The 20612-nt window shown below is 72.8% G+C and carries 21 protein-coding genes and 1 pseudogene; 13 read left to right on the plus strand and 9 right to left on the minus strand.

Going from position 1 to position 20612, the window contains the following annotated elements; all coding sequences use genetic code 11:
• Positions 1–110: 110 nt before the first annotated feature.
• The 7 genes and pseudogenes from BLT97_RS00535 to pcaD form a co-directional block, all read left to right on the plus strand.
• On the plus strand, positions 111–884 hold the full coding sequence (locus BLT97_RS00535) for a CoA transferase subunit A (protein ID WP_093606630.1): 774 nt from the start codon (positions 111–113) through the stop codon (positions 882–884).
• On the plus strand, positions 881–1534 hold the full coding sequence (locus BLT97_RS00540) for a CoA transferase subunit B (RefSeq protein ID WP_093606631.1): 654 nt from the start codon (positions 881–883) through the stop codon (positions 1532–1534). The genes BLT97_RS00535 and BLT97_RS00540 overlap by 4 nt, the downstream gene beginning before the upstream one ends.
• A complete protein-coding gene (locus BLT97_RS00545; RefSeq protein WP_093606632.1) occupies positions 1531–2739 on the plus strand; it encodes a thiolase family protein in 1209 nt (402 codons plus the stop codon). The genes BLT97_RS00540 and BLT97_RS00545 overlap by 4 nt, the downstream gene beginning before the upstream one ends.
• Before the next feature lie 104 nt (positions 2740–2843).
• Positions 2844–3611, plus strand: a complete 768-nt coding sequence (gene pcaH, locus BLT97_RS00550) for a protocatechuate 3,4-dioxygenase subunit beta (RefSeq protein WP_093606633.1) — start codon at positions 2844–2846, stop codon at positions 3609–3611.
• Positions 3611–4162, plus strand: coding sequence for a protocatechuate 3,4-dioxygenase subunit alpha (pcaG, locus tag BLT97_RS00555; protein WP_093606634.1), 552 nt, complete (start codon positions 3611–3613; stop codon positions 4160–4162). The genes pcaH and pcaG overlap by 1 nt, the downstream gene beginning before the upstream one ends.
• 42 nt (positions 4163–4204) lie before the next feature.
• On the plus strand, positions 4205–5527 hold the full coding sequence (gene pcaB / locus BLT97_RS00560) for a 3-carboxy-cis,cis-muconate cycloisomerase (protein ID WP_093606635.1): 1323 nt from the start codon (positions 4205–4207) through the stop codon (positions 5525–5527).
• Between the two features lie 74 nt (positions 5528–5601).
• Positions 5602–6372: pseudogene (gene pcaD, locus BLT97_RS00565) on the plus strand (3-oxoadipate enol-lactonase); the annotation flags it as partial.
• A 62-nt stretch (positions 6373–6434) separates the two neighbouring features.
• Here the strand turns inward: pcaD and BLT97_RS00570 are convergent.
• The 4 genes from BLT97_RS00570 to BLT97_RS00585 form a co-directional block, all read right to left on the minus strand.
• Positions 6435–8384: a helix-turn-helix domain-containing protein gene (locus BLT97_RS00570; RefSeq protein ID WP_093607666.1), complete on the minus strand. Its 1950-nt coding sequence runs from the start codon at positions 8382–8384 to the stop codon at positions 6435–6437.
• Between the two features lie 97 nt (positions 8385–8481).
• On the minus strand, positions 8482–9852 hold the full coding sequence (locus BLT97_RS00575) for an MFS transporter (RefSeq protein WP_093606637.1): 1371 nt from the start codon (positions 9850–9852) through the stop codon (positions 8482–8484).
• A 159-nt stretch (positions 9853–10011) separates the two neighbouring features.
• The gene (locus BLT97_RS00580) at positions 10012–10800 is read right to left on the minus strand and encodes a 3-hydroxybutyrate dehydrogenase (RefSeq protein ID WP_093606638.1); all 789 of its coding nucleotides are present in this window, start codon (positions 10798–10800) and stop codon (positions 10012–10014) included.
• A 97-nt stretch (positions 10801–10897) separates the two neighbouring features.
• The gene (locus BLT97_RS00585) at positions 10898–11485 is read right to left on the minus strand and encodes a hypothetical protein (RefSeq protein ID WP_093606639.1); all 588 of its coding nucleotides are present in this window, start codon (positions 11483–11485) and stop codon (positions 10898–10900) included.
• 225 nt (positions 11486–11710) lie between these two features.
• Here BLT97_RS00585 and BLT97_RS00590 point away from each other — a divergent pair, with 225 nt between their 5' ends.
• The 6 genes from BLT97_RS00590 (at position 11711) to BLT97_RS00615 (ending at position 15805) form a co-directional block, all read left to right on the plus strand.
• A complete protein-coding gene (locus BLT97_RS00590; protein ID WP_093606640.1) occupies positions 11711–11941 on the plus strand; it encodes a hypothetical protein in 231 nt (76 codons plus the stop codon).
• 183 nt (positions 11942–12124) lie between these two features.
• Positions 12125–12862: a D-Ala-D-Ala carboxypeptidase family metallohydrolase gene (locus BLT97_RS00595; protein WP_093606641.1), complete on the plus strand. Its 738-nt coding sequence runs from the start codon at positions 12125–12127 to the stop codon at positions 12860–12862.
• A 192-nt stretch (positions 12863–13054) separates the two neighbouring features.
• Complete coding sequence (dhaK, locus tag BLT97_RS00600; RefSeq protein WP_093606642.1) at positions 13055–14047, plus strand: dihydroxyacetone kinase subunit DhaK; 993 nt, start codon at positions 13055–13057, stop codon at positions 14045–14047.
• 46 nt (positions 14048–14093) lie between these two features.
• Entirely contained in the window at positions 14094–14705 is a 612-nt protein-coding gene (dhaL, locus tag BLT97_RS00605) for a dihydroxyacetone kinase subunit DhaL (RefSeq protein WP_093606643.1), read from the plus strand.
• Positions 14702–15112: a PTS-dependent dihydroxyacetone kinase phosphotransferase subunit DhaM gene (locus BLT97_RS00610; RefSeq protein ID WP_093606644.1), complete on the plus strand. Its 411-nt coding sequence runs from the start codon at positions 14702–14704 to the stop codon at positions 15110–15112. Before dhaL ends, BLT97_RS00610 begins: the two co-directional genes overlap by 4 nt.
• A gap of 117 nt (positions 15113–15229) precedes the next feature.
• Complete coding sequence (locus BLT97_RS00615) at positions 15230–15805, plus strand: MarR family winged helix-turn-helix transcriptional regulator (protein ID WP_093606645.1); 576 nt, start codon at positions 15230–15232, stop codon at positions 15803–15805.
• 84 nt (positions 15806–15889) lie between these two features.
• Here BLT97_RS00615 and BLT97_RS00620 read toward each other — a convergent pair whose 3' ends face one another.
• The 5 genes from BLT97_RS00620 to BLT97_RS00640 all read right to left on the minus strand — a co-directional run bounded on the left by BLT97_RS00620 (position 15890) and on the right by BLT97_RS00640 (position 20611).
• Positions 15890–16918: an aromatic ring-hydroxylating oxygenase subunit alpha gene (locus BLT97_RS00620; protein WP_093606646.1), complete on the minus strand. Its 1029-nt coding sequence runs from the start codon at positions 16916–16918 to the stop codon at positions 15890–15892.
• A 5-nt stretch (positions 16919–16923) separates the two neighbouring features.
• A complete protein-coding gene (locus tag BLT97_RS00625) occupies positions 16924–17154 on the minus strand; it encodes a recombinase-like helix-turn-helix domain-containing protein (RefSeq protein ID WP_093606647.1) in 231 nt (76 codons plus the stop codon).
• Positions 17155–17226: 72 nt separating this feature from the next.
• Entirely contained in the window at positions 17227–18174 is a 948-nt protein-coding gene (locus BLT97_RS00630; protein WP_093606648.1) for a PDR/VanB family oxidoreductase, read from the minus strand.
• A gap of 14 nt (positions 18175–18188) precedes the next feature.
• Complete coding sequence (locus BLT97_RS00635; RefSeq protein WP_093606649.1) at positions 18189–19814, minus strand: thiamine pyrophosphate-binding protein; 1626 nt, start codon at positions 19812–19814, stop codon at positions 18189–18191.
• Between the two features lie 11 nt (positions 19815–19825).
• Positions 19826–20611 carry an SDR family oxidoreductase gene (locus tag BLT97_RS00640; RefSeq protein ID WP_093606650.1) on the minus strand — a complete coding sequence of 262 codons (786 nt, stop codon included), beginning with the start codon at positions 20609–20611 and terminating at the stop codon, positions 19826–19828.
• Position 20612: the final 1 nt, after the last annotated feature.

Genomic DNA, 20612 nt, shown 5'->3' on the forward strand with positions numbered 1-20612 from the left:
CTCCGTACTACTGCCAGCATGACCGTCCGGGCGATATTCATCAGTGCACTGACTACTTCCGTGCGGCGGCTGCGTACGCGGAACGCACGGCCGGCAGAGGAGCTCTGGTCATGGACAAGGTGGTCGCCACGGCCGCGGAGGCGGTGGCCGACGTGACCGACGGTGCCACGCTCGCGGTCGGCGGCTTCGGTCTCAGCGGCGTCCCGAACGTGCTGATCCAGGCGCTGCTCGAGCGCGGTGTGTCCGGTCTCGGTGTCGTGTCGAACAACTGCGGAGCACTGGACTCCGGGCTCGCGGTGCTGCTCGCGGCGGGCCGGATCGCCCGCGTCACCGGGTCGTACATCGGGGCGAACAAGGAGTTCGCCCGGCAGTACCTCGCGGGCGAGCTGGAGGTCGAGCTCATCCCACAGGGCACGCTCGCCGAGCGGCTGCGCGCCGGCGGCACCGGCATCCCCGCCTTCTACACGCCGGCCGGGGTGGGCACGCAGGTGGCCGACGGCGGACTGCCCTTGCGCTACGACGGGGAGGGCGGGATCGCGCTGGCCTCGCCGCCCAAGGAGGTGCGCGAGTTCGACGGCGTCGCGTACGTCCTGGAGCGGGCGATCCGCACCGACTTCGCCCTCGTGCGGGCGGCCCGCGGCGACCGGCACGGCAACCTCGTCTTCAACAAGGCGAGCCGCAACTTCAACCCGCCGGCTGCGATGGCGGGCCGGATCACGATCGCCGAGGTGGAGGAGCTGGTCGAGCCCGGCGCGATCGACCCGGACCAAGTGCATCTGCCGGGGATCTTCGTCCAGCGTGTGGTGGCGCTCTCGCCGGAGCAGGCCGCCGACAAGGGGATCGAGCGGCGCACGGTGCGTGTGCCGCGGCGGGAGGACCGATGAGCTGGTCGCGCGAGCAGATCGCGGCGCGTGCCGCGCGCGAGCTGGCGGACGGCAGTTACGTGAACCTCGGGATCGGCCTGCCGACGCTGATCCCGAACCATCTGCCGCCGGGCGTCGAGGTGGTCCTGGAGTCCGAGAACGGGATCCTCGGGACCGGCCCGTACCCCTCGGACGAGGAGGTCGACCCGGATCTGATCAACGCGGGCAAGGAGACCGTGACGGTCCTGCCGGGCGCCTCCTTCTTCGACTCCGCGCTGTCCTTCGGGATGATCCGCGGCGGGCACATCGACACGGCGGTGCTCGGGGCCATGCAGGTCTCGGCGGGCGGCGACCTCGCCAACTGGGCCGTGCCCGGCAAGCTGGTCACCGGGATCGGCGGGGCCATGGATCTGGTGCACGGCGCGCGGCGCGTGATCGTGGTCATGACGCACACCGCGAAGGACGGCTCGCCGAAGATCGTGCCGGAGTGCACGCTGCCGCTGACCGGAAAGGCCTGTGTCGACCGGATCGTCACGGATCTCGGGGTCCTCGACGTGGTACCGGACGGGCTGCTCCTGGTGGAGACTGCGCCGGGGGTGTCCGTGGCCGAGGTGATCGCCGCGACCGGCGCCCCGGTCACCATCGCAGACACAGTGGGGAGCAAGGCATGAGCACGCGCGATGTGTACATCGTGGACGCGGTCCGGACGCCGGTCGGGCGGTACAACGGTGCGCTCGCGAGCGTACGGCCCGACGATCTGGCCGCCCACGCGGTACGGGAGCTCGTCGGCCGCTCCCCCGAGCTGGACCCGGCCCGCATCGACGACGTGTACTTCGGCAACGCCAACGGCGCCGGCGAGGAGAACCGCAACGTGGCCCGCATGGCGGGGCTGCTCGCGGGCCTGCCCACCTCGGTGCCCGGCGTCACGGTGAACCGGCTCTGCGCCTCGGGTCTGGAGGCCGTGATCCAGGCGGCCCGGGCCATCGCGCTCGGCGACGCGTCGATCGCGCTCGCGGGCGGCGTCGAGTCGATGACCCGCGCGCCCTATGTGCTGCCGAAGAGCGACAAGGCCTTCCCTGCCGGGCACACCGAGATGTTCTCGACCACGCTCGGCTGGCGCATGGTGAACCCGCAGATGGCTCCCGAGTGGACCATTCCGCTCGGCGAGTCGGCCGAGCTGATCGCGGACAAGCACCGCATCACGCGCGAGCAGCAGGACGCGTTCGCCCTCTCCTCCCACGAGAAGGCGGCGGCCGCGTGGAAGAACGGCCTGTTCGACGCCGAGGTCGTGCCCGTCCCGGTGCCGCAGCGCAAGGGCGAGCCGGTGGCGTACGAGCGCGACGAGTGCGTACGCGAGACCGCGTCGCTGGAGGCGATGGCACAGCTGAAGCCCTCGTTCCGCAAGGACGGCGGGACCGTCACGGCGGGCAACGCCTCCCCGCTCAACGACGGTGCGGCCGCGCTGCTCCTGACCGACGAGGAGGGGCTGCGGGCCACCGGACGTGAGCCACTGGCGCGGATTTCGGCGACCGGTGTGGCCGCGGTGGATCCGCAGTACTTCGGACTCGCGCCGGTGCCGGCGGTCGAGCGGGCGCTGGCGAAGGCGGGCCGCTCCTTCGCCGATCTCGACACCCTTGAGCTCAACGAGGCGTTCGCCGCTCAGGTGCTGGGCTGTGTGGCCGAATGGCCCGAGTTCGACCCGGCGGTCCTCAACCCGCAGGGCGGCGCCATCGCACTCGGCCATCCGCTCGGCATGTCCGGCGCCCGGCTCGCGGGCACCGTGGCCCATCAGCTCGCCCGCCGCGGCAGCGGGGTCGGTGTCGCGACGCTGTGCATCGGCGTGGGCCAGGGCCTGGCTCTGGTGCTCGAACGCTGACGCGTTGAGGGCTCGGGCCGCACTCATGACTCTCGTACGCGACTCCTCGGCCCGGGCCCTCGTGCCTCTCCCGTCCTCCCGTCTTCCCGACCTCCGGAGCACTCATGACCCACGTCGCCGCGCCCCTCCCGGACGGCCTGTCGCAGGAACAGATGGACGCCGAGGTCGCCAAAGTGCAGGCCGGCACGGACGGTGCGGTGCATCCGCCGCGCGGCTTCCCGCCGTACCGCAGCAGTACGCTGCGCCATCCGCGGCAGCCGCTGATCCCGGTCCGCGACCCCGAGGCCGTGGAACTGTCCGGCCCCGCGTTCGGCCTCACCGACGTGACCGCGCTCGACCGCGATCTCACCCGGCAGCACGCGGGCGAGCCGCTCGGTGAACGCATCACCGTCACGGGCCGGGTGACGGACCGTCAAGGACGGCCGATACGGCGTCAGTTGGTCGAGCTGTGGCAGGCGAACGCCTCGGGACGCTACGCCCATCAGCTGGACCAGCACCCGGCCCCGCTCGACCCCAACTTCACCGGGTTCGGCCGCTGCTTGACCGACGACGAGGGCAGATACTCCTTCACCACGATCAAGCCGGGCGCCTATCCATGGCGCAACCACGTCAACGCCTGGCGGCCCGCACATCTGCACTTCTCGCTGTTCGGGACGGCGTTCACGCAGCGGCTCGTGACCCAGATGTACTTCCCGGGCGATCCCCTCTTCGCCCACGACCCGGTGCTCCAGTCGGTGACGGACCCGGCCGCCCGCGCCCGGCTCGTCGCCGCGTACGACCACGGTCTGTCCGTGCCGGAGTGGTCGCTCGGCTACCGCTGGGACATCGTGCTCGACGGTCCGTCCGCCACCCTCTTCGAGGAGGACCGCTGATGTCCCTCGTGCCCACGCCTTCGCAGACGGTCGGACCGTTCTACGGGTACGCGCTGCCGTTCCCGGGCGGCGCGGAGGTCGCGCCGGTCGGGCACCCGGACCTGATCACGGTGCACGGGTATGTGTACGACGGGGCCGGACAGCCCGTGCCCGACGCCCTGTTGGAAACCTGGCAGCCCGCGCCCGACGGGTCGCGCGGCGGCGCGCCCGGGTCGATGCGGCGCGATCCCGTGACGGGGCGGATCGTCGGACGCGACGGTGTCACCTTCACCGGCTTCGGGCGGATCGCCACGGACGCGGACGGGCACTATGCGGTGCGCACGCTGCCACCGGGCGGTGTCCCGTATCTCTGCGTCCTGGTGTTCGCGCGCGGTCTGCTGCACCACCTGTACACCCGGGCCTATCTGCGGGCGGAGGAGGATGCCCTGCTGTCGGCGGTGCCCGCCGAACGCCGCGGCACGCTGCTCGCGGTGGAGGAGCGGCCGGGGACCTACCGTTTCGACATCCGGCTCCAGGGTCCGGGCGAGACGGTCTTCCTGGACTTCGGATGAGGCGGGGCCGGGACGGCGGATGACGGCGTACGAGGAAGGCGGATGACTGCGTACGAGGACGGCGGGCTGCTCTCGCCCGGGTCGGCCGGATCGCGGGTCGACGAGGTGGTGGGCGATCTCGCGTATGTGCAGGGCCTGTTGGACGCGGAAGCTGCCCTCACGCGCGCGCAGGCCGCGCTGGGCGGGGTGCCCGCGGAGGCGGCCGAGGCGGTGTCCGCGGCGGCCCGCGCCGACGGATGCGATCTGCGGACGCTCGCGCTGCGGGCCCGCGCCGCCGGAAATCCGGTGCTCGCCCTGGTCTCGGACCTGAAGGCCGCACTTCCCGCGCGGCACCGGGAGTTCGTCCACCGGGGCGCCACCAGCCAGGACATCGTGGACACGGCGACGATGCTGGTCGCCCGCCGCGCGCTGGAGCTGATGCTCGCGGATTTGTCGCATACGGCGGAGGAGCTGGCCGTGCTGGCGGCGGAGCACCGGGACACGGTGATGGCAGGCCGCACCCTGACACAGCACGCGGTGCCGACCACGTTCGGACTGAAGGCGGCAGGCTGGCGGTCGCTGGTCCTGGACAGCAGGGACCGGCTGAGGTCCGTACGCGACGCGCTGCCGGCCCAACTGGGCGGCGCGGCAGGGACCTTGGCCGCGTTCGGGCCGCCGGAGCATGCCCGTGAGCTGGTCGCGGCCTTCGCCCGCGAGACCGGCCTCACCGAGCCCGTACTCCCCTGGCACACCCTCCGCACCCCGGTCGCCGATCTGGCCGGGGCGCTGGCCTTCACGGCCGGCGGGCTGGGCAAACTCGCCGCGGATGTCCTCACCCTGTCACGCACCGAGATCTCCGAGGTGCGCGAGAGCGCAGGCGGCGGCTCATCGGCGATGCCGCACAAGGCCAATCCGGTACGGGCCACGCTGGTCGCGGCCGCCGCGCGGCAGGCGCCGGCGCTGGCCTCGGTCCTGTACGCGTCGCTGGCGGCCGAGGATGAGCGGCCTGCGGGCGCGTGGCATGCCGAATGGGAGCCCCTGCGTGCGCTGTTGCGGCTCACGGGCGGAGCTGCCGAGAACGCCCTCGCTCTCGTCTCCGGCCTGTCCGTCGACGCCGCCGCGATGCGCCGCAACCTGGAGCTCACCGACGGACTGATCGTCTCCGAACGCCTCACCGCCGCACTCGGCGCCGTCGTCGGCCGCGCCCGGGCGACGGACCTCCTCACCGCGGTCGCGGCCCGCGTCCGCGACGGCGAAGGCACGCTCGCGCAACTCCTCGCCGACATCCCGGAGTTCGCGCACCTCGACCTCGCGAACCTGACCGACCCGGCCGCCTATACGGGAGCGGCGGCGGCCCTCACCGACCGGGCACTGGAACGACGGTAGGAGTCAGAGCACCGGCCCTGGGGCCCGACACCTACCGGCCGACCGGAGCGAACGCACGCTACGACCCACCCCCAATGACCGCGCACAGGAGCGAGACCTTGACCACCCTGCACCACACCACCGAGGGCTCCCCCACGGCTCCCCCGCTGCTGCTCGGCCCTTCGCTCGGCACCTCGACCGCCCTGTGGGACGCCGTCGCGCCCGGGCTGTCGGCCGCCTTCCGCGTCATCCGTTTCGACCTGCCCGGCCACGGCCGCTCGCCCGGCGCACTGATCGGGCCTGAGACGAGCGTGGGCGAGCTGGCGGATCTCGTGCTGGCCCTCGCGGACACGCTCGGCATCGAGAGGTTCTCGTACGCGGGGGTGTCCATCGGCGGTGCGATCGGGCTGCATCTCGCGGCCCACCGGCCCGACCGCATCGACCGGCTCGCCGTGCTCTGTTCCTCGGCGCACTTCGGCGAACCGCAGCGCTGGCTCGACCGGGCCGCGCTGGTACGGCGCGAGGGCCTGGAGTCCGTGGCCGGGTCCGCGCCCGAGCGCTGGTTCACCCCGGGGTTCACGGTGCAGCGGCTGCTCGACGACCACCGCGCCACCGATCCGGAGGCGTACGCGGCGTGCTGTTCCGCGCTGGCCTCCTTCGACCTGCGCGGCCGCCTGGGGGCGATCACCGCGCCGACGCTCCTCGTGGCCGGCCGCGAGGATCCGGCGACACCGCCCGCCCACCTGCGGGAACTCGCGGACGGGATCGCCCGCTCGACCCTGATCGAACTCCCGGCCGCCTCGCACCTCGCGGTCGCCGAGACCCCGCAGCCCGTACTGGCCGCGCTGCGCGGCCACTTCGAGGGGCCCGGGCCGAGCGAAGGCTGAGACGACGCGGTGCCCGTCGGACCCCGGAGCAGCCGGCGAAGTCAGGACGTGCGGCTCAACCGGTGCAGCCGCAGCGCCAGTTGGAACTCCAAGGCACGCGCCGGACTGTTCCAGTCCTCTCCCACCAGGCGGCCGATCCGTTCGAGGCGCTGCACGACCGTGTTCACGTGGACGTGCAGGGCGTCCTTGGTGCGGGTGAGGCTCGCGCCTTCCGTGAAGTACGCGTCGAGCGTGGCGACGAGCGCCGTGCCGCGCTGGGCGTCGTAGGCGAGAAGCGGACCGAGGGTGCGCTCCACGTACCCCTTCAAGTCGGCCTGGTCGCCGAGGAGTACGCCGACGAAGCCTAGGTCGGCGAGGGCCGCGCCCTGGCCCGAGTGACCGAGGGCGCGCAGGGCGGAGAGGCAGCGGGCGGCCTCGGTGTGCGCGGCCGCGAGGCCCGCGGGTCCCGGTGCGGGTCCCGCCGCGCCGACCGTGACGGCGGTGCCGAGGGTCTGGCCGAGCTGGTCGGCCAATACCTGTGCACGGGGTCCGGGTTGATCACTGGGCAGCACGAGGACCACGTGCTCGTGGTGGATCCCGGCGAGCCCGCCCTCGGCCAGCCGCGCACCCGCGGCGAGCAGCCGGTGGCGCGGGGCGGACTCCGCGTGCAGCACGAACACCGCGTGCGGCCGGGCCAGGGACACCCCGAGGCGGCGCGCCCGCGCCGTGAGGGCGGCCGGGTCGCCGGCCGAGGAGAGCAGGTCGCTCAGAAGCTCGCCGCGCACCCGCTCCTCCGCCTCGGCCACCGAGCGGCGCAGCAGGAGCAGCAGCGCGGTGACGACGGCAGCGCGTTCGAACAGGAGCCGGTCCGCATCCGACAGGTCCGGGCGTCCGGTGAGGGCGAGGGAGCCGAGCAGTTCGGGTCCGGCGAGCACGGCGCACACCCAGACGCCGTCGCGCCGGACGGCGCGGCCGCTGGTGCGCGAGGCGGTGATGTCGGGCGCGGAGACGGTGACGTCGGGGACGGGCAGCGCGCCCGACTGGCCCGCGGTGGCGGCGAGTTCGGCGCCGTCGGCGTCGTGCAGGACGATCCCGCCGTCGAGGATGGCGGCCAGGGCGGCGGCCACCTCATCGGCGCCGCCGCCGCGCAGCACGAGGTCGGTCAGCTGGTCGTGGGCCTCTTCTGCGCGGCGGGTGGCGGCGCTGTGCGCGCTGATGGTCGCGGAGGCGGCGTTCAGGTCGTCGAGCGCCGCCCGTGTCTCCTCCAGGAGCCGTGCGCTGTCGATGGCGATGGCGGCGTGGTCGGCGAGCGAGGACAGGAGGTTGACCTCCTGCGGCGAGAAGGTGCGCGGGGATCGGTCGGAGGCGAACAGGACACCGATCACCTTCGGCCCCAGCCGCAGCGGCACGCCGAGAATCGCGTGCAGGCCCTCCTCGCGGACCGCGCTGTCGATGGTGAGCGTGTGCCGGAAGCGCGGGTCGTCCTGGTAGTCGCCGGTGGCGTACGGGCGGGCGGTGTGCGCGACGAGTCCGCCGAGCCCCTCCCCCATCCCGAGCCGCAGCTGCTGGAAGGCCGCCGACACCGAACCGTCCGTGACCCGCATGTAGGTGTCGCCGGCCACGTCGTCGTTGAGGGACATGTACGCCACGTCGGTGCCGAGGAGCAGGCGGGCGCGATGCACGATGGCGCGCAGGACCGCGTCGAGGTTGCGGAGCGCGGCGAGGTCGCTGGCCGTGTCGAAGAGCGCGGTCAGCTCGGTCTCGCGGCGCCGGTGCTGGCTCAGGGTGCGCCGGATGCGCAGGGCGACCTCGGTGGCCTCGGTGATCTCCGCCAGTTCGGCGGCGCCCGCGCCCGCCGCACGGGCCTGCTCGGCGGGCTTCGCGAACTCCTCGGCCCCGGCGCCGTCGGCCAGCAGGTCGAGCAGGCGGCGCAGGGCGGCGGTGCAGGCCAGTGGGTCCGTACGGGCCGGGGCGTCGGTGCGGGCCAGGGGGTCGTCGCCGGGACCGTTCATGGTGGGGAGCATACGTTTCCCGTACGAGGCGGGGGCCCGCCGTGACGTGCACGGCGGGCCCGGGCGGTGTGCAGGGGCGGCGTACCGGAGGACCGGGTCAGCCGTGCACCGAGGCGGTCACCTTCACCGCCGTGTCCTCGGCGGCGCCGTCCTTGGCGAGGTCGCGGCCGAGGGTCTCCTTCGCGATCCACACGGTCACGGCGGTGACCAGGGCCGCGAAGGCGAGGTAGAGGGCGATGGGGGTGGAGTTGCCGTAGTCCTTGAGGAGTTCCACGGCGATGATCGGGGCGAGCGCGCCGCCGATGATCGAGGCCAGCTGCGAGCCCATGGAGGCGCCGGAGTAGCGGACCTTGGTGTCGAACATCTCCGAGATGAACGCCGCCTGCGGACCGTACATCGCACCGTGGAAGAGCAGCCCCACGGTCACCGCGAGGGTGATCACCGCGAAGGACTCGGTGTCGAGCAGCGCGAAGAACGCGAAGGCCCACAGCGCCATGCCCACGGCACCGACCAGGGTCACCGGCCGGCGGCCGATCCGGTCGGACAGGGCTCCCCACAGGGGGATCGTCACGAAGTGCACGGCCGAGCCGATGAGGACCGCGTTGAGGGCCGTGGACTTGGGGAGTTCGAGGTGCGTGGTGACGTAGACGAGCAGGAAGGCCGTCAGGACGTAGTACGAGATGTTCTCGCCGAAGCGCGTGCCGATCGCCGTGAGCACCTCGCGCCAGCTGCGCTTGAACACCTCGACGACCGGGGCCTCGTCCTTGACGCCCTGCTCGGCGCGGGCCGCGGCCTTGGCCTGGGCCTCGAGGAACACCGGGGACTCGGAGACGGAGATACGGATCCACAGACCGATCACGACCAGGACACCGGACAGCAGGAACGGGATGCGCCAGCCCCAGGCCTGGAAGGCGGCGTCCGACTGCACCGCGGCGAGCAGCGCCAGCACACCCGTGGCGAGCAGGTTGCCGCCGGGCGCGCCGGCCTGCGGCCACGAGGCCCAGAAGCCGCGCTGCTTGGGGCCGCCGTGCTCGGAGACGATGAGCACGGCGCCGCCCCACTCGCCGCCGAGCGCGAAGCCCTGGATGAGGCGCAGCAGGGTCAGCAGGATCGGCGCGCCGACGCCGATGGTGGCGTGCGTGGGCAGCAGGCCCATCGCGAAGGTGGCGCCGCCCATCATCAGGAGGCTGATGACCAGGAGCTTCTTGCGGCCGACCTTGTCGCCGAAGTGCCCGAAGACCACGCCGCCCAGCGGGCGGGCCGCGAAGCCCACGGCGTAGGTGAGGAAGGAGAGGAGGGTGCCGACGAGCGGGTCGCTGTCGGGGAAGAACAGGGTGTTGAACACCAGGGCCGCGGCGGATCCGTAGAGGAAGAAGTCGTACCACTCAATGGTGGTGCCGACGAGGCTCGCGGCGACGATCCTGCGGATCGAGCGGGAGCTGGGTGGTGCGGAGCTGACGCTGGTCATGGTGAGGCCACCGTTTCGGTCGGCTGTGCGGGGACGGGGGTGCGGGTGTTGCCGGGGAGGGGTGCGGGTGGTGCTGGGGATACACGGGCTTGCGGGGGTACGGGTGATTCCGGTGGTACGGGTTGTCGCGGGGGTACGGGTTTTCCGGGGCGGCGCGGGCTAGTTGGCGCCCCAGCCGCCGTCCAGCGGCAGTGAGGTGCCGGTGACGAAGCCGGTGTGCGGGCCGCAGAGCCAGAGCACCGCGGCCGCCACCTCCTCGGGTTCGATGAGGCGCTTGATCGCCGAACGGTCCAGGAGCACCTCGCCGACCACGGCTTCGGGCGCGATGCCGTGGGCCTCGGCCTGCGCGGCGATCTGCCCCTCGACGAGCGGGGTGCGGACGTAACCGGGGTTGACGCAGTTGCTGGTGACACCGTGCGGGGCGCCTTCGAGCGCGGCCACCTTGCTGAGCCCTTCGAGGCCGTGCTTGGCCGTCACGTACGCGGACTTGTAGGCGCTGGCCCGCAGCCCGTGCATGCTCGAGATGTGCACGAGCCGGCCCCAGCCCTGCGCGTACATGTGCGGCAGGCACCGCTGGATGAGCAGGAACGGCGCGGTGACCATGACCTGCTGAATCAGCTCGAAGCGCTCGGGGGCGAACTCCTCGATGGGGGCGACGTGCTGCAGGCCCGCGCAGTTGACCAAGATGTCGATGTCGCGGGGCAGACCGCCGAGGGCGGTGCGGTCGGCGAGGTCCACGGCGTGCGCGATCCCGCCGGCCGCCGTGGCGGTGTCCTTGGCCGATTCGGCGTCCAGGTCCACGACATGGACCAGGGCGCCCGCTTCGGCCAGGGCGAGGGCGCAGGCCCGGCCGATGCCGCTGCCGCCGCCCGTCACGAGGGCGGTGCGCCCCGTGAGGCGGACGGCGGCAGCGGGTGATCCCGCCGGCCCGGGAAGTTGGCTCGTCATGGCTGGAAACGGTAGGGACACACGACCGTCCGGCCCATGTGTCGCGCGCCCACATATCGCGGCAGGAAGGTGTGGCCTTCCACCATGACGGCCGCGCTCAGACCTCCCGGCGCACGCTGACCGCGTCGAGCCGGATCGCGAACGGGGCCGTGTCCTCGAGGCCCAGGGCGAGCAGCCGGTCCTTGGGCAGACCGACGTCGACGCGTACACAGAAGGAGATCGCGTACAGCGCGCCTTCCGTCTCCTCGTCCTGGAGCGCGAACAGCAGGTCGTAGGTGTATGAGGTCGCGTCGGGGCCCTCGGTCTGGAACCGGAGGTGCGGTGCGCCCTCCTGGGTGCCGAGGCCCGTGACGAGCTCCTCCAGGGCGGTCTCCACCCGGCTCCAGAACCGCTCGTTGGTGAAGGTGTCGACCAGTGCCTGGCGCACGCCTTCCTTCAGCGTGAGCACCATGACGTGCACGGGGGCGTTCTCCTGCAGCCCGAAGCCGGGGATGACCCGGACGACGCGGCTGCCGGGCAGGTTGCGCGCCGCCCGCTGCACGCGTCCGAACACCTCGGCGCGGGGCGCGGCGAGTGCCTCGCCGAAACGGTCGGCCACCTCCTTCAGGGGCACGTCACCGGACGGCTGTATCTCGTGGACCGTGCGGTACCCGGCCTCGGTGTGGGTGCCGTTCTGCTCGCTCATCGCTCGCTCCTTGTCACGTGTGCCTGGTGTCCGTCGCGCCCACCCGAGTGATCTTCGGGAGCGCTCAGTATGACGGGCGGCCGCTTCACGGCGATCGGCCGCCCGGGTGCCGGACACCGCGGCAACGGCGCAGGTCGCGGGGCGTTGTCAGTGCCGTACGCAAGACTGGTCGGTCCGAGGCCTTCAGGGGGAAGGCCCGAGACCTTGCACGAAAGGGCAGTTGAGATGACCGAGCTCGAACTTGTCGCGGCCCAGGCCTACATCCGCCTTCTCCAGACGGCACGTGCCGCGCTCGAGGACCCGCAGAGCGCCCCGACGGCGCTCACCGTGCTCGCACCGCCCATGGCCGAGGCGGACCAGGCGCTCGCCGCGGCCGGACTCGCGGGAAATGAGCGGCGGTTGTTCGAGCTCGTGCATCAGGTGTGTCCGCGCTTGCCGGTGGACGCGCCGGCCTGACCGGCCGGACGGGGGCCGGCCGCAGATCGGGGACAGGGGGCACACGGGGCGAGGGCCGCCGTCATTGGGCGGACAAATGACGGTGGTCCACGCCCCGTTGACGCGCGTCGACCCGCCCGTCACGCTCGGCGGTGCACGCGCGATCCCCCGTACCGGACTCCCCATCCCCCCCTGGAGGGCCCGTTGTCCAGACGTGCCGCACGACTTCTTCTCTCGATTGTCATGCTCATAGCAGCCTCGCTGGGTGGTGTGCTCGCCACGGCCGGCCCCGCGCAGGCCGACGGCTGCTACACCTGGTCCCGCACCCTGTCCCAGGGCGCCTCCGGCGCCGACGTCACCCAGCTCCAGATCCGGGTGGCCGGGTACCCGGGCTCCGGCGGCGTCCTCGCCATCGACGGCTCGTACGGGCCGGCGACCGCGGCCGCGGTCCAACGGTTCCAGTCGGCCTACGGCCTGGCCGCCGACGGCGTGGCGGGACCGGCCACGTTCAGCAAGATCTACGCCTTGCAGGACGACGACTGCACGCCCGTCCACTTCTCCTACGCCGAGTTGAACACCTGCAACTCCACCTGGTCGGGCGGCGCCGTGAGCGCGGCCACGGCGAAGTCCAACGCCCTGCGCACGATGTGGAAGCTGGAGGCGCTCCGGCACGCGCTCGGTGACCAGCCGATCCGGGTGACCAGCGGGTTCCGCTCGCACGCCTGCAACGACGCGGTCGGCGGCGCCTCCAACAGCCGCCACCTGTACGGGGACGCGGCCGACCTCGGCTCCGGACCGCACTCGCTGTGCAGGCTGGCCCAGCAGGCCCGCAACCACGGCTTCAACGGGATCCTGGGCCCCGGGTATCCGGGCCACAACGACCACACCCACGTCGACCACCGTTCCAGCCGCTTCTGGTCCGCGCCCAGCTGCGGGATCTGATCCGCACGGGCGCGGTGGTGACCGCGAGGTGACCGCCGCACGACACCACGATGGCGCGTCCGGGCTCCGGGCGCGCCATCGCCGTACCGGATGCCACGCGGGGCGTCCCGCACCCGTGACCTGGCCGGGTGGCTGGCCGATACTGGGCGCAGACCGGAGGCGACCGACACCCGACCTACGGAGGCGGCCCGAATGAAGATGCTCATCAACGTGGCGGAGACAGTGGTCGCGGACGCGCTGCGCGGTATGGCGGCCGCACATCCCGAACTGACGGTGGACGTCGAGAACCGGGTGATCGTGCGCAGGGACGCGCCGGTGGACGACAAGGTGGGGCTCGTCTCCGGCGGCGGCAGCGGTCATGAGCCGCTGCACGGCGGGTTCGTGGGGCGCGGCATGCTCTCGGCGGCCTGCCCCGGCGAGGTGTTCACGAGTCCCGTGCCCGACCAGATGGTGCGGGCCGCCGCGGCCGTGGACAGCGGCAAGGGCGTGCTGTTCATCGTCAAGAACTACACGGGCGACGTCATGAACTTCGACATGGCCGCCGAGCTCGCCGAGGACGAGGGCATCCAGGTGGCGAAGGTCCTCGTGGACGACGACGTGGCCGTCACCGACAGCCTCTACACGGCCGGCCGGCGCGGCACGGGGGCGACGCTGTTCGTGGAGAAGATCGCGGGCGCGGCCGCCGAGGAGGGCATGCCGCTGGAGCGCGTGGAGGCTCTGGCGCGCCAGGTCAACGAGAACTCCCGCAGCTTCGGCGTCGCCCTCAGCGCCTGCTCGACGCCCGCCAAGGGCAGCCCGACCTTCGATCTGCCCGCCGGGCAGCTGGAGTTGGGCATCGGCATCCACGGCGAGCCGGGCCGCGAGCGGCGTCCGATGATGACCGCCGGGGAGATCGCCGAGTTCGCCGTGGACGCGATCCTCGACGACATGCGGCCGCGCAACCCGGTGCTGCTCCTGGTCAACGGCATGGGCGCCACCCCGCTGTTGGAGCTCTACGGGTTCCACGCGGAGGTCACCCGGGTGCTCGCCGCACGCGATGTCGCCGTCGCACGCGTCCTGGTGGGCAACTACGTGACCTCGCTCGACATGGCCGGCGCCTCCCTCACGCTGTGCCAGATCGACGAGGAGCTGCTCCGCCTGTGGGACGCGCCCGTGCGTACGCCCGCGCTGCGCTGGGGTATGTGAGCACCGCGCGGCAAGCGTTCCCGTTCCCCCTTCCTCTGGAGGCCCTGTGCTCGACGCCGAGTTCTTCCGACGCTGGATGACGGCGACCGCCGCCGCCGTCGACCGCGAGGCGGAGCGGCTGACCGAACTGGACTCACCGATCGGCGACGCCGACCACGGCAGCAACCTGCGCCGGGGGTTCACCGCCGTCGCGGCCGCCTTGGAGAAGGACCCGCCGGACACGCCCGGTGCCGTCCTGACCCTCGCGGGACGGCAGTTGATCTCCACGGTCGGCGGTGCCTCGGGCCCGCTGTACGGGACGCTGCTGCGGCGCACCGGCAAGGAGCTCGGGGAGGCCGCCGAGGTGTCGGAGGCGCAGTTCGCGGACGCGCTGCGGGCGGGCGTGGACGCGGTGGCCAAGCTGGGCGGCGCGGTGCCCGGGGACAAGACGATGGTCGACGCGCTCGAGCCGGCGGTCGCGGAGCTGGCCACTTCGTTCCGGGCGGCGGCCGAGGCGGCCGCCCGGGGCGCCGAGGCCACCGTGCCGCTCATCGCCCGCAAGGGCAGGGCGAGTTATCTCGGTGAACGCAGCGCCGGGCACCAGGACCCGGGCGCGACCTCGACCGCCCTGCTCTTCGCGGCGCTCGCGGAAGCGGCCGGGGACGGAGCCGAGGGATGACCGACTCCCCGCTGGTCGGCATCGTCCTCGTCTCGCACAGCGGCCCCGTCGCGACCTCCGTCGCCGATCTCGCCGCGGGCCTGGCCGGCGGCAAGGCCACCGCCCCGGTCGCCCCGGCGGGCGGCACGGAGGACGGCGGCCTGGGCACCAGCGCCGATCTGATCGCCGCCGCGGCCCGCTCGGTGGACCGCGGCGCCGGGGTCGCCCTCCTCGTCGACCTCGGCAGCGCGGTGCTCACGGTCAAGGCGCTGCTCGCCGAGGGCGACGAACTCCCGCCGGACTCCCGTCTGGTGGACGCCCCCTTCGTCGAGGGCGCGGTCGCCGCGGTGGTGACGGCGTCGGCCGGGGCGGATCTGGACGCCGTGGAGGCGGCGGCGCACGAGGCGTACGCGTACCGCAAGGAATGAGACACCCGCGGACCCCGGGCCCCCTCGGGCACTTGATCGTTGAGCGCTAAGATGTTATTCAGCTAAGGGTCCCCTTACCGGGGTCGGCACATCACCACGAGGGGACGAACGGTCGTCATGGCGCAGCGGGCACGAACCGGCCGCAAGGACGCGGTCGCGGCGATCGTCGAGGACTGGGCCAGGGAGCGGCCGGACCTGGACACCTCGCCCTTGGAGGTCCTCGCCCGGCTGCACCGCGCGTATCTGCACTACAACTCGCGCCTGACGAGCCGTATCGAGAAATTCGGCCTGTCCGTCGCCGGGTTCGACGTGCTCACCGCGCTGCGCCGCGCCGGCGCCCCGTACCGCCTGACCGCGGGCCAGCTTGCGGCCTCCGGCCTGGTGTCCTCGGCCGGTGTGACCCTGCGCCTCGACCGTCTGGAGAAGGACGGCCTGCTGGTCCGCGAGCGCGACGCGGAGGACCGCCGCGTCGTCTACTCGCGGCTCACCGACGAGGGCCTGCGGGTGGTGGACGAGGTGTTCGCCTCCCACTTGGACAACGAACGGGCCATGCTCGCCGGCCTCTCCGCCGCCCAGCGCCGCCAGCTGGCCAAGCTCCTGTCCCACCTGGAGCACTCGATCGTCACGGCGGACGACTCGGACGGGGCGGATGACGCCGGCGAGACCGGCAGGGCGGGCGCGACACCGGAGTGACCGTCGCGCCCGTACCCGCGGGACGGGCCACCCGGCCCGGGACCAGACCCAGGCCCGGGACTGCATCTGGGTCCGGGACCGGACCTAGGCCCGGGTCTGCTCCTGGGCCCGCGACTGGGCCTTCGCCTGCGCCTGGTACAGGCGGCGCAGCCGGACTACCCCCAGGTCGTGCTGGTAGAGGTTCTCGTGCTGGTCGGCGTCCTCGGGCAGGCCTTCCAGCATGACGCGGTCCTGTTCGAGCACCTCCCAGTGGCGGGCCTCGATGAGGGTCTTGTAGAGGAAGCGCCAGGTGTCGCGCTGCCAGTCGGAGACCTTGCGGTAGCGCCAGAAGAAGACGCCGGTGCGCCCCTCGTCGACCGGGCAGGCCATGCCGACGATGCCGAAGGCGCCGCCCGGTCCCGCGGAGGGCGGGTACGGGATGGAGAGGTCCACCCAGTCGACGCCCGTGCGGCAGAGCTCGACCCAGTCGAAGTTCACACCGCGCTGGTCGGTCTTCTCGAAGAAGTAGCCGCGCTCGGTCTCGCGGATGCGGAACTTGGCCTGGGACTCGCCGTCGAACATGGTGTGGGACTCGTGGTGCAGGAACGCGCCGTGCATGGGGTCGAGCAGGTTCTCCATGCCGAAGCGCCAGTTGCAGTCCCACTCGGCGTAGCAGAGGAACGCGTCGATCGCGTCGTCCAGGAGCGGCTCCGGCAGGGTCAGTTCGCAGGACTCGGGGTGCTCCTCGTCGCCGAAGTAGGCGAGGACCGCGCCGCCGATCTCCCGTACGGGCAGGGCCGTGACCAGGGCCTTGCCCTCCAGGTTGCAGCCCGGCAGGCCGGGCACGGAGGTCACCGTGCCGGTGGTGTCGACCTCGACGCCGTGGTACCAGCAGGCGACGCGGTCGCCCAGGTGCTTGCCGAGGGAGAGGGGTGCGCCGCGGTGCGGGCAGCGGTCGGCGAGCATCGAGAGGGTGCCGTCGGACTTGCGGAACAGCAGCCAGTTCTCGCCGAGTACGGTCACCTTGCGCATCGCGCCCGGCTTCACGAAGCGCGAGGGGACGACGGGGTGCCACTGGTTGCGCAGCCCGGTGGCGTAGATGTGCTCGGCGGTGGCTTGGGTGGTCAGGGTCATGGTCGTCAGGCCCCCAGGCGCTTCATCTCGGCACGGAAGGTGTCCTCGGTCCAGGGCGCCCCGTCCGGCGTGCGGACCTGGCGGGCGTTGAGGCCGGCGATCACATCGGTGAGCTCGTGGCCCTCGAGGGTGAAGATGTCCTCGAGGGTGCGGGCGAGTTTGGTCTCGTACGGGGTGGGCTCGTGCGTCCGGGACTGGTGGCGGTCGAGGTAGGGCCAGGTGTCGGTGGCGGTCATGGAATGCTCCTGAAGGGCTCGGAGGTCTGAGAGATCTGAGAGATCTGAGTGGTCTGAGTGGTCTCAGAGGTCTCAGAGGTCGAGGACGAGACGGTCCGAGGAGCAGCGCGAGACGCAGATCATCATGGTCTCGGCGCTCTCCTTCTCGGCGTCGCTGAGGAGGAAGTCGCGGTGGTCGGGGGTGCCGGCCAGGACGCGGGTCTCGCAGGTGCCGCAGATGCCGTCGCGGCAGGAGGAGGCCGCCTGCACGCCGGCGCGTTCGGCGGCCTCCAGGATCGAGAGGCCGGCGGGCACGGTGGCCGTCGTACCGCTGGCGCGGAACTCGACCTCGAACGCGGCGTCGTCACCGGTGCGTTCGACGATGGGTGCCGCGAACCGTTCGGTGCGCAACTGCCCTGCCGGACAGGCCGCTTCGACGGCGTCGAGCAGCGGGGCCGGGCCGCAGCAGTAGACGAGGGCGTCGGCCGGGAGTCCGGCGAGCGCGGCGGCCAGGTCGATGTGGCCCTGTTCGTCCTGCGGTACGAAGGTGACCTCTCCCCCGTCCAGCGCGGCCAGTTCCGTGCCGAAGGCCATCGAGGCGCGGCTGCGTCCGCCGTGGATCAGCCGGTACGGGATGCCCTCGCGCTCGGCCTGGCGGGCGTGGGCGAGGATCGGCGTGATGCCGATGCCGCCGGCGATGAAGAGGTACGAGCCGGCCGGTTCGAGGGCGTAGTGGTTGCGCGGTCCGGCGACGGTGACGCTCTGGCCGGGGCGCAGCTTCGTATGGACGTGCCGTGAACCGCCGCGCGAGGACGGCTCGTTGAGCACGGCCACCCGGTAGCGGGTGGCGTCGGCGGGGTCGCCGCACAGGCTGTACTGGCGGATGTGGCCGCCGACGTGCAGGTCCAGGTGGGAGCCGGGCGACCAGGGGGCGAGCGGCTTGCCGTCCGGGTGCACCAGCTCGACGGACAGGACACCGTCGGCCTCCCATGTCATCCGGCGGACGAGCAGGGTGCGTGGGTCTTCGGGGTGGGTCGTCATGGCCGGCGGCCTCCCTACGCGGTGTAGATCTTGACGGGCGGGGTGAACGGGTTCTTCATGGGTCCGAGCGCGTGCAGATCCACCTCGACGAGGACGGGGCCCCGGCTCGCGAGCGCCTCGGCGAGCACGGGACGCGCCTCGTCCTCGGCGGCGATACGCGCGTACGGGAGGCCGGCGGCCTCGGCGAGCTTGCCGAAGTCCGGGGTGACGAGGTCGACGCCCGAGCGGCGGTCGGCGTATTTGTCCTGCATGTTGCGCAGCACGCCGTATCCGCCGTCGTTGAAGACGAGCAGCGTGAGGCGGGGCCGTTCCTGCGCGAGGGTGAGGAGTTCGCCGAGGTGGACGGCGAGGCCGCCGTCGCCGGCGATGACGACGGTGGGCTCGTCGGGGCGGGCGAGGGCGGCGCCGATGCCCATGCCGAGCCCCTGTCCGATGCCGCCGCCGCGCGGGAAGACGTTGCCGCGCGGATCGTGCACCGGGAGCAGGCGGTTGCCCCAGGAGGAGGAGGGGATCGTGACGTCCCGGGCGACCACGGCGCCGGGGGGCAGGAGTTCGGCGAGGGCGTCGCAGAGTGCCGCCTGGGGGCCGATGGAGTCGTGGAGGGCGGCCCGCACCTGCGTGCGCACCTCGGTGACGCGCCGCGACCAGGCTTCGTCGGCGCGCACGGCCGCGGCGGTCAGCGCGGGCAGGACGGCCGCCGCGTCCGCGTGCAGGGCGTGCCGCGCCGGATACACGCGGCCGAGTGCGGCCGCGTCCACGTCGATCTGGACGTGGGCGGCGGGTAGTTCGAGCCCGTAGTCGGCGGTCTCGTTGGAGCGGAAGTGGGTGCCGATCGTGACGAGGACGTCGGCGTCGGCGAGGAGTGCACGGACTGCCGGGGTGGTGGCGAAGTTGCCGATGACGAGCGGGTGGTCCTCGGGTACGGAGCCCCGGCCGGAGTTGGAGGTGAGGAGTCCGGCGCCGGTCGCCTTGACGAGCGCGAGCAGCTCGGCGCGGGCCCGGGTGGCGCCGCCGCCCGCCCAGATCAGGGGACGGCGCGCGGCGGCCAACAGGTCTGCCGCTGCGGCGAGTTCGGCCTGATCCGGTACGGGCGCGGCGGGGACCGCGACCTCCCCGCCCTCATCCGTCTGCCGGGCGAACTGGAGGTCGACGGGCCACTCCACGCTCGCGGGACCGCCCGGTGCGGCGAGGGCCGCCGCCGTGGCCTCGCGCAGGATCCGCCCGGCGGAGGCGGCGTCGGGCACCGTGGCCGCGTATACGGAGACCGCGCTCAGCATGCCGAGCTGGTCCTTGGTCTCGTGGATGTAGCCGCGGCCCGAGCCGAGGAACTCCGACTCCACCTGGCCGGTGATGTGCAGCACCGAGGTGCCGGCGGCCAGGGCCTCGATCAGGGAGCCGGCCGCGTTGCCCGCGCCGGTGCCGGTGGAGGTGAGTGCGCAGCCGAGGGTGCCGCGGGCCCGGCCCCAGGCGTCGGCGGCGTTGACGGCGGTGGCCTCGTGCCGTACGGGCACGAAGCGCAGTTCGCGGTCGACGGCCTCGACCAGGGGCAGGTTGTGCACCGACACGATGCCGAAAACCGTGTCGATGCCGAGGGACTTGAGGTGGGCGACGAGGAGGTCGCCACCGTTCTCGTAGGGCATGGCGGTGCTCCTCACAGGATGCCGCGGCCGACTCCGCCGCAGACGTCGATGCTGGTTCCGGTGATGTACGAGGCGCGCGGCGACAGGAGCATGAGGATCGCGTAGGCCACCTCTTCGGCGCGGCCGAGGCGGCCGAGAGCGATGCCGCGGTCGGCGGCGAGTGCGGCCTGCCACTCCTCGTACGGCTGTCCGCTGCCCGCGGCGGCGTGCCTGCGGGTCCACTGGCCGGTGTCGACGAGGCCGAGGCAGACCGAGTTGACGCGGATGCCCTCGCCGGCGAGTTCGGCGGAGAGCGACTTGGAGAGGTTGAGGATGCCGGCGCGCGCCGCGGAGGTGGTGATCAGGCGGGTCTCGGGCTGTTTGGCGAGGACCGCGTTGACGTTGACGATGCTCGCGGCGTCCGAGGCGCGCAGGGCGGCGCGGGCGGCGGCGAGGGGGTGCAGGACGCCGGCGAACTTGAGCTCCAGCTCGTCGCGCCAGTCCTCCTCCGTGGTCGCGTCGAGCGGCTTCATCCGGGACTGGCCCGCGTTGTTGACGAGGCCGTCGACCGCGGGGCCGAAGCGGTCGGTGACCGCGTCGAGGAAGCGCCGTACCGCGTCGGCGTCGCGGACGTCGCAGGGCGCCGTGAACAGCCGCTCGGGGTCGAGGGAGGCGGTGGCCTTGGCAAGGCGGTCGGCGTCGCGGCCGCAGGTGGCGACCCGGGCGCCTTCGTCGAGCAGGGCGCGGACCGTGGCCAGGCCGACGCCCGAACTGCCTCCGGTGACCACGACGGTGCGGTCGGCGAGGCCGAGATCCATG

This window comes from Streptomyces indicus, from assembly GCF_900100315.1.
In the GTDB taxonomy this organism is placed as follows: Bacteria; Actinomycetota; Actinomycetes; order Streptomycetales; family Streptomycetaceae; genus Streptomyces; species Streptomyces indicus.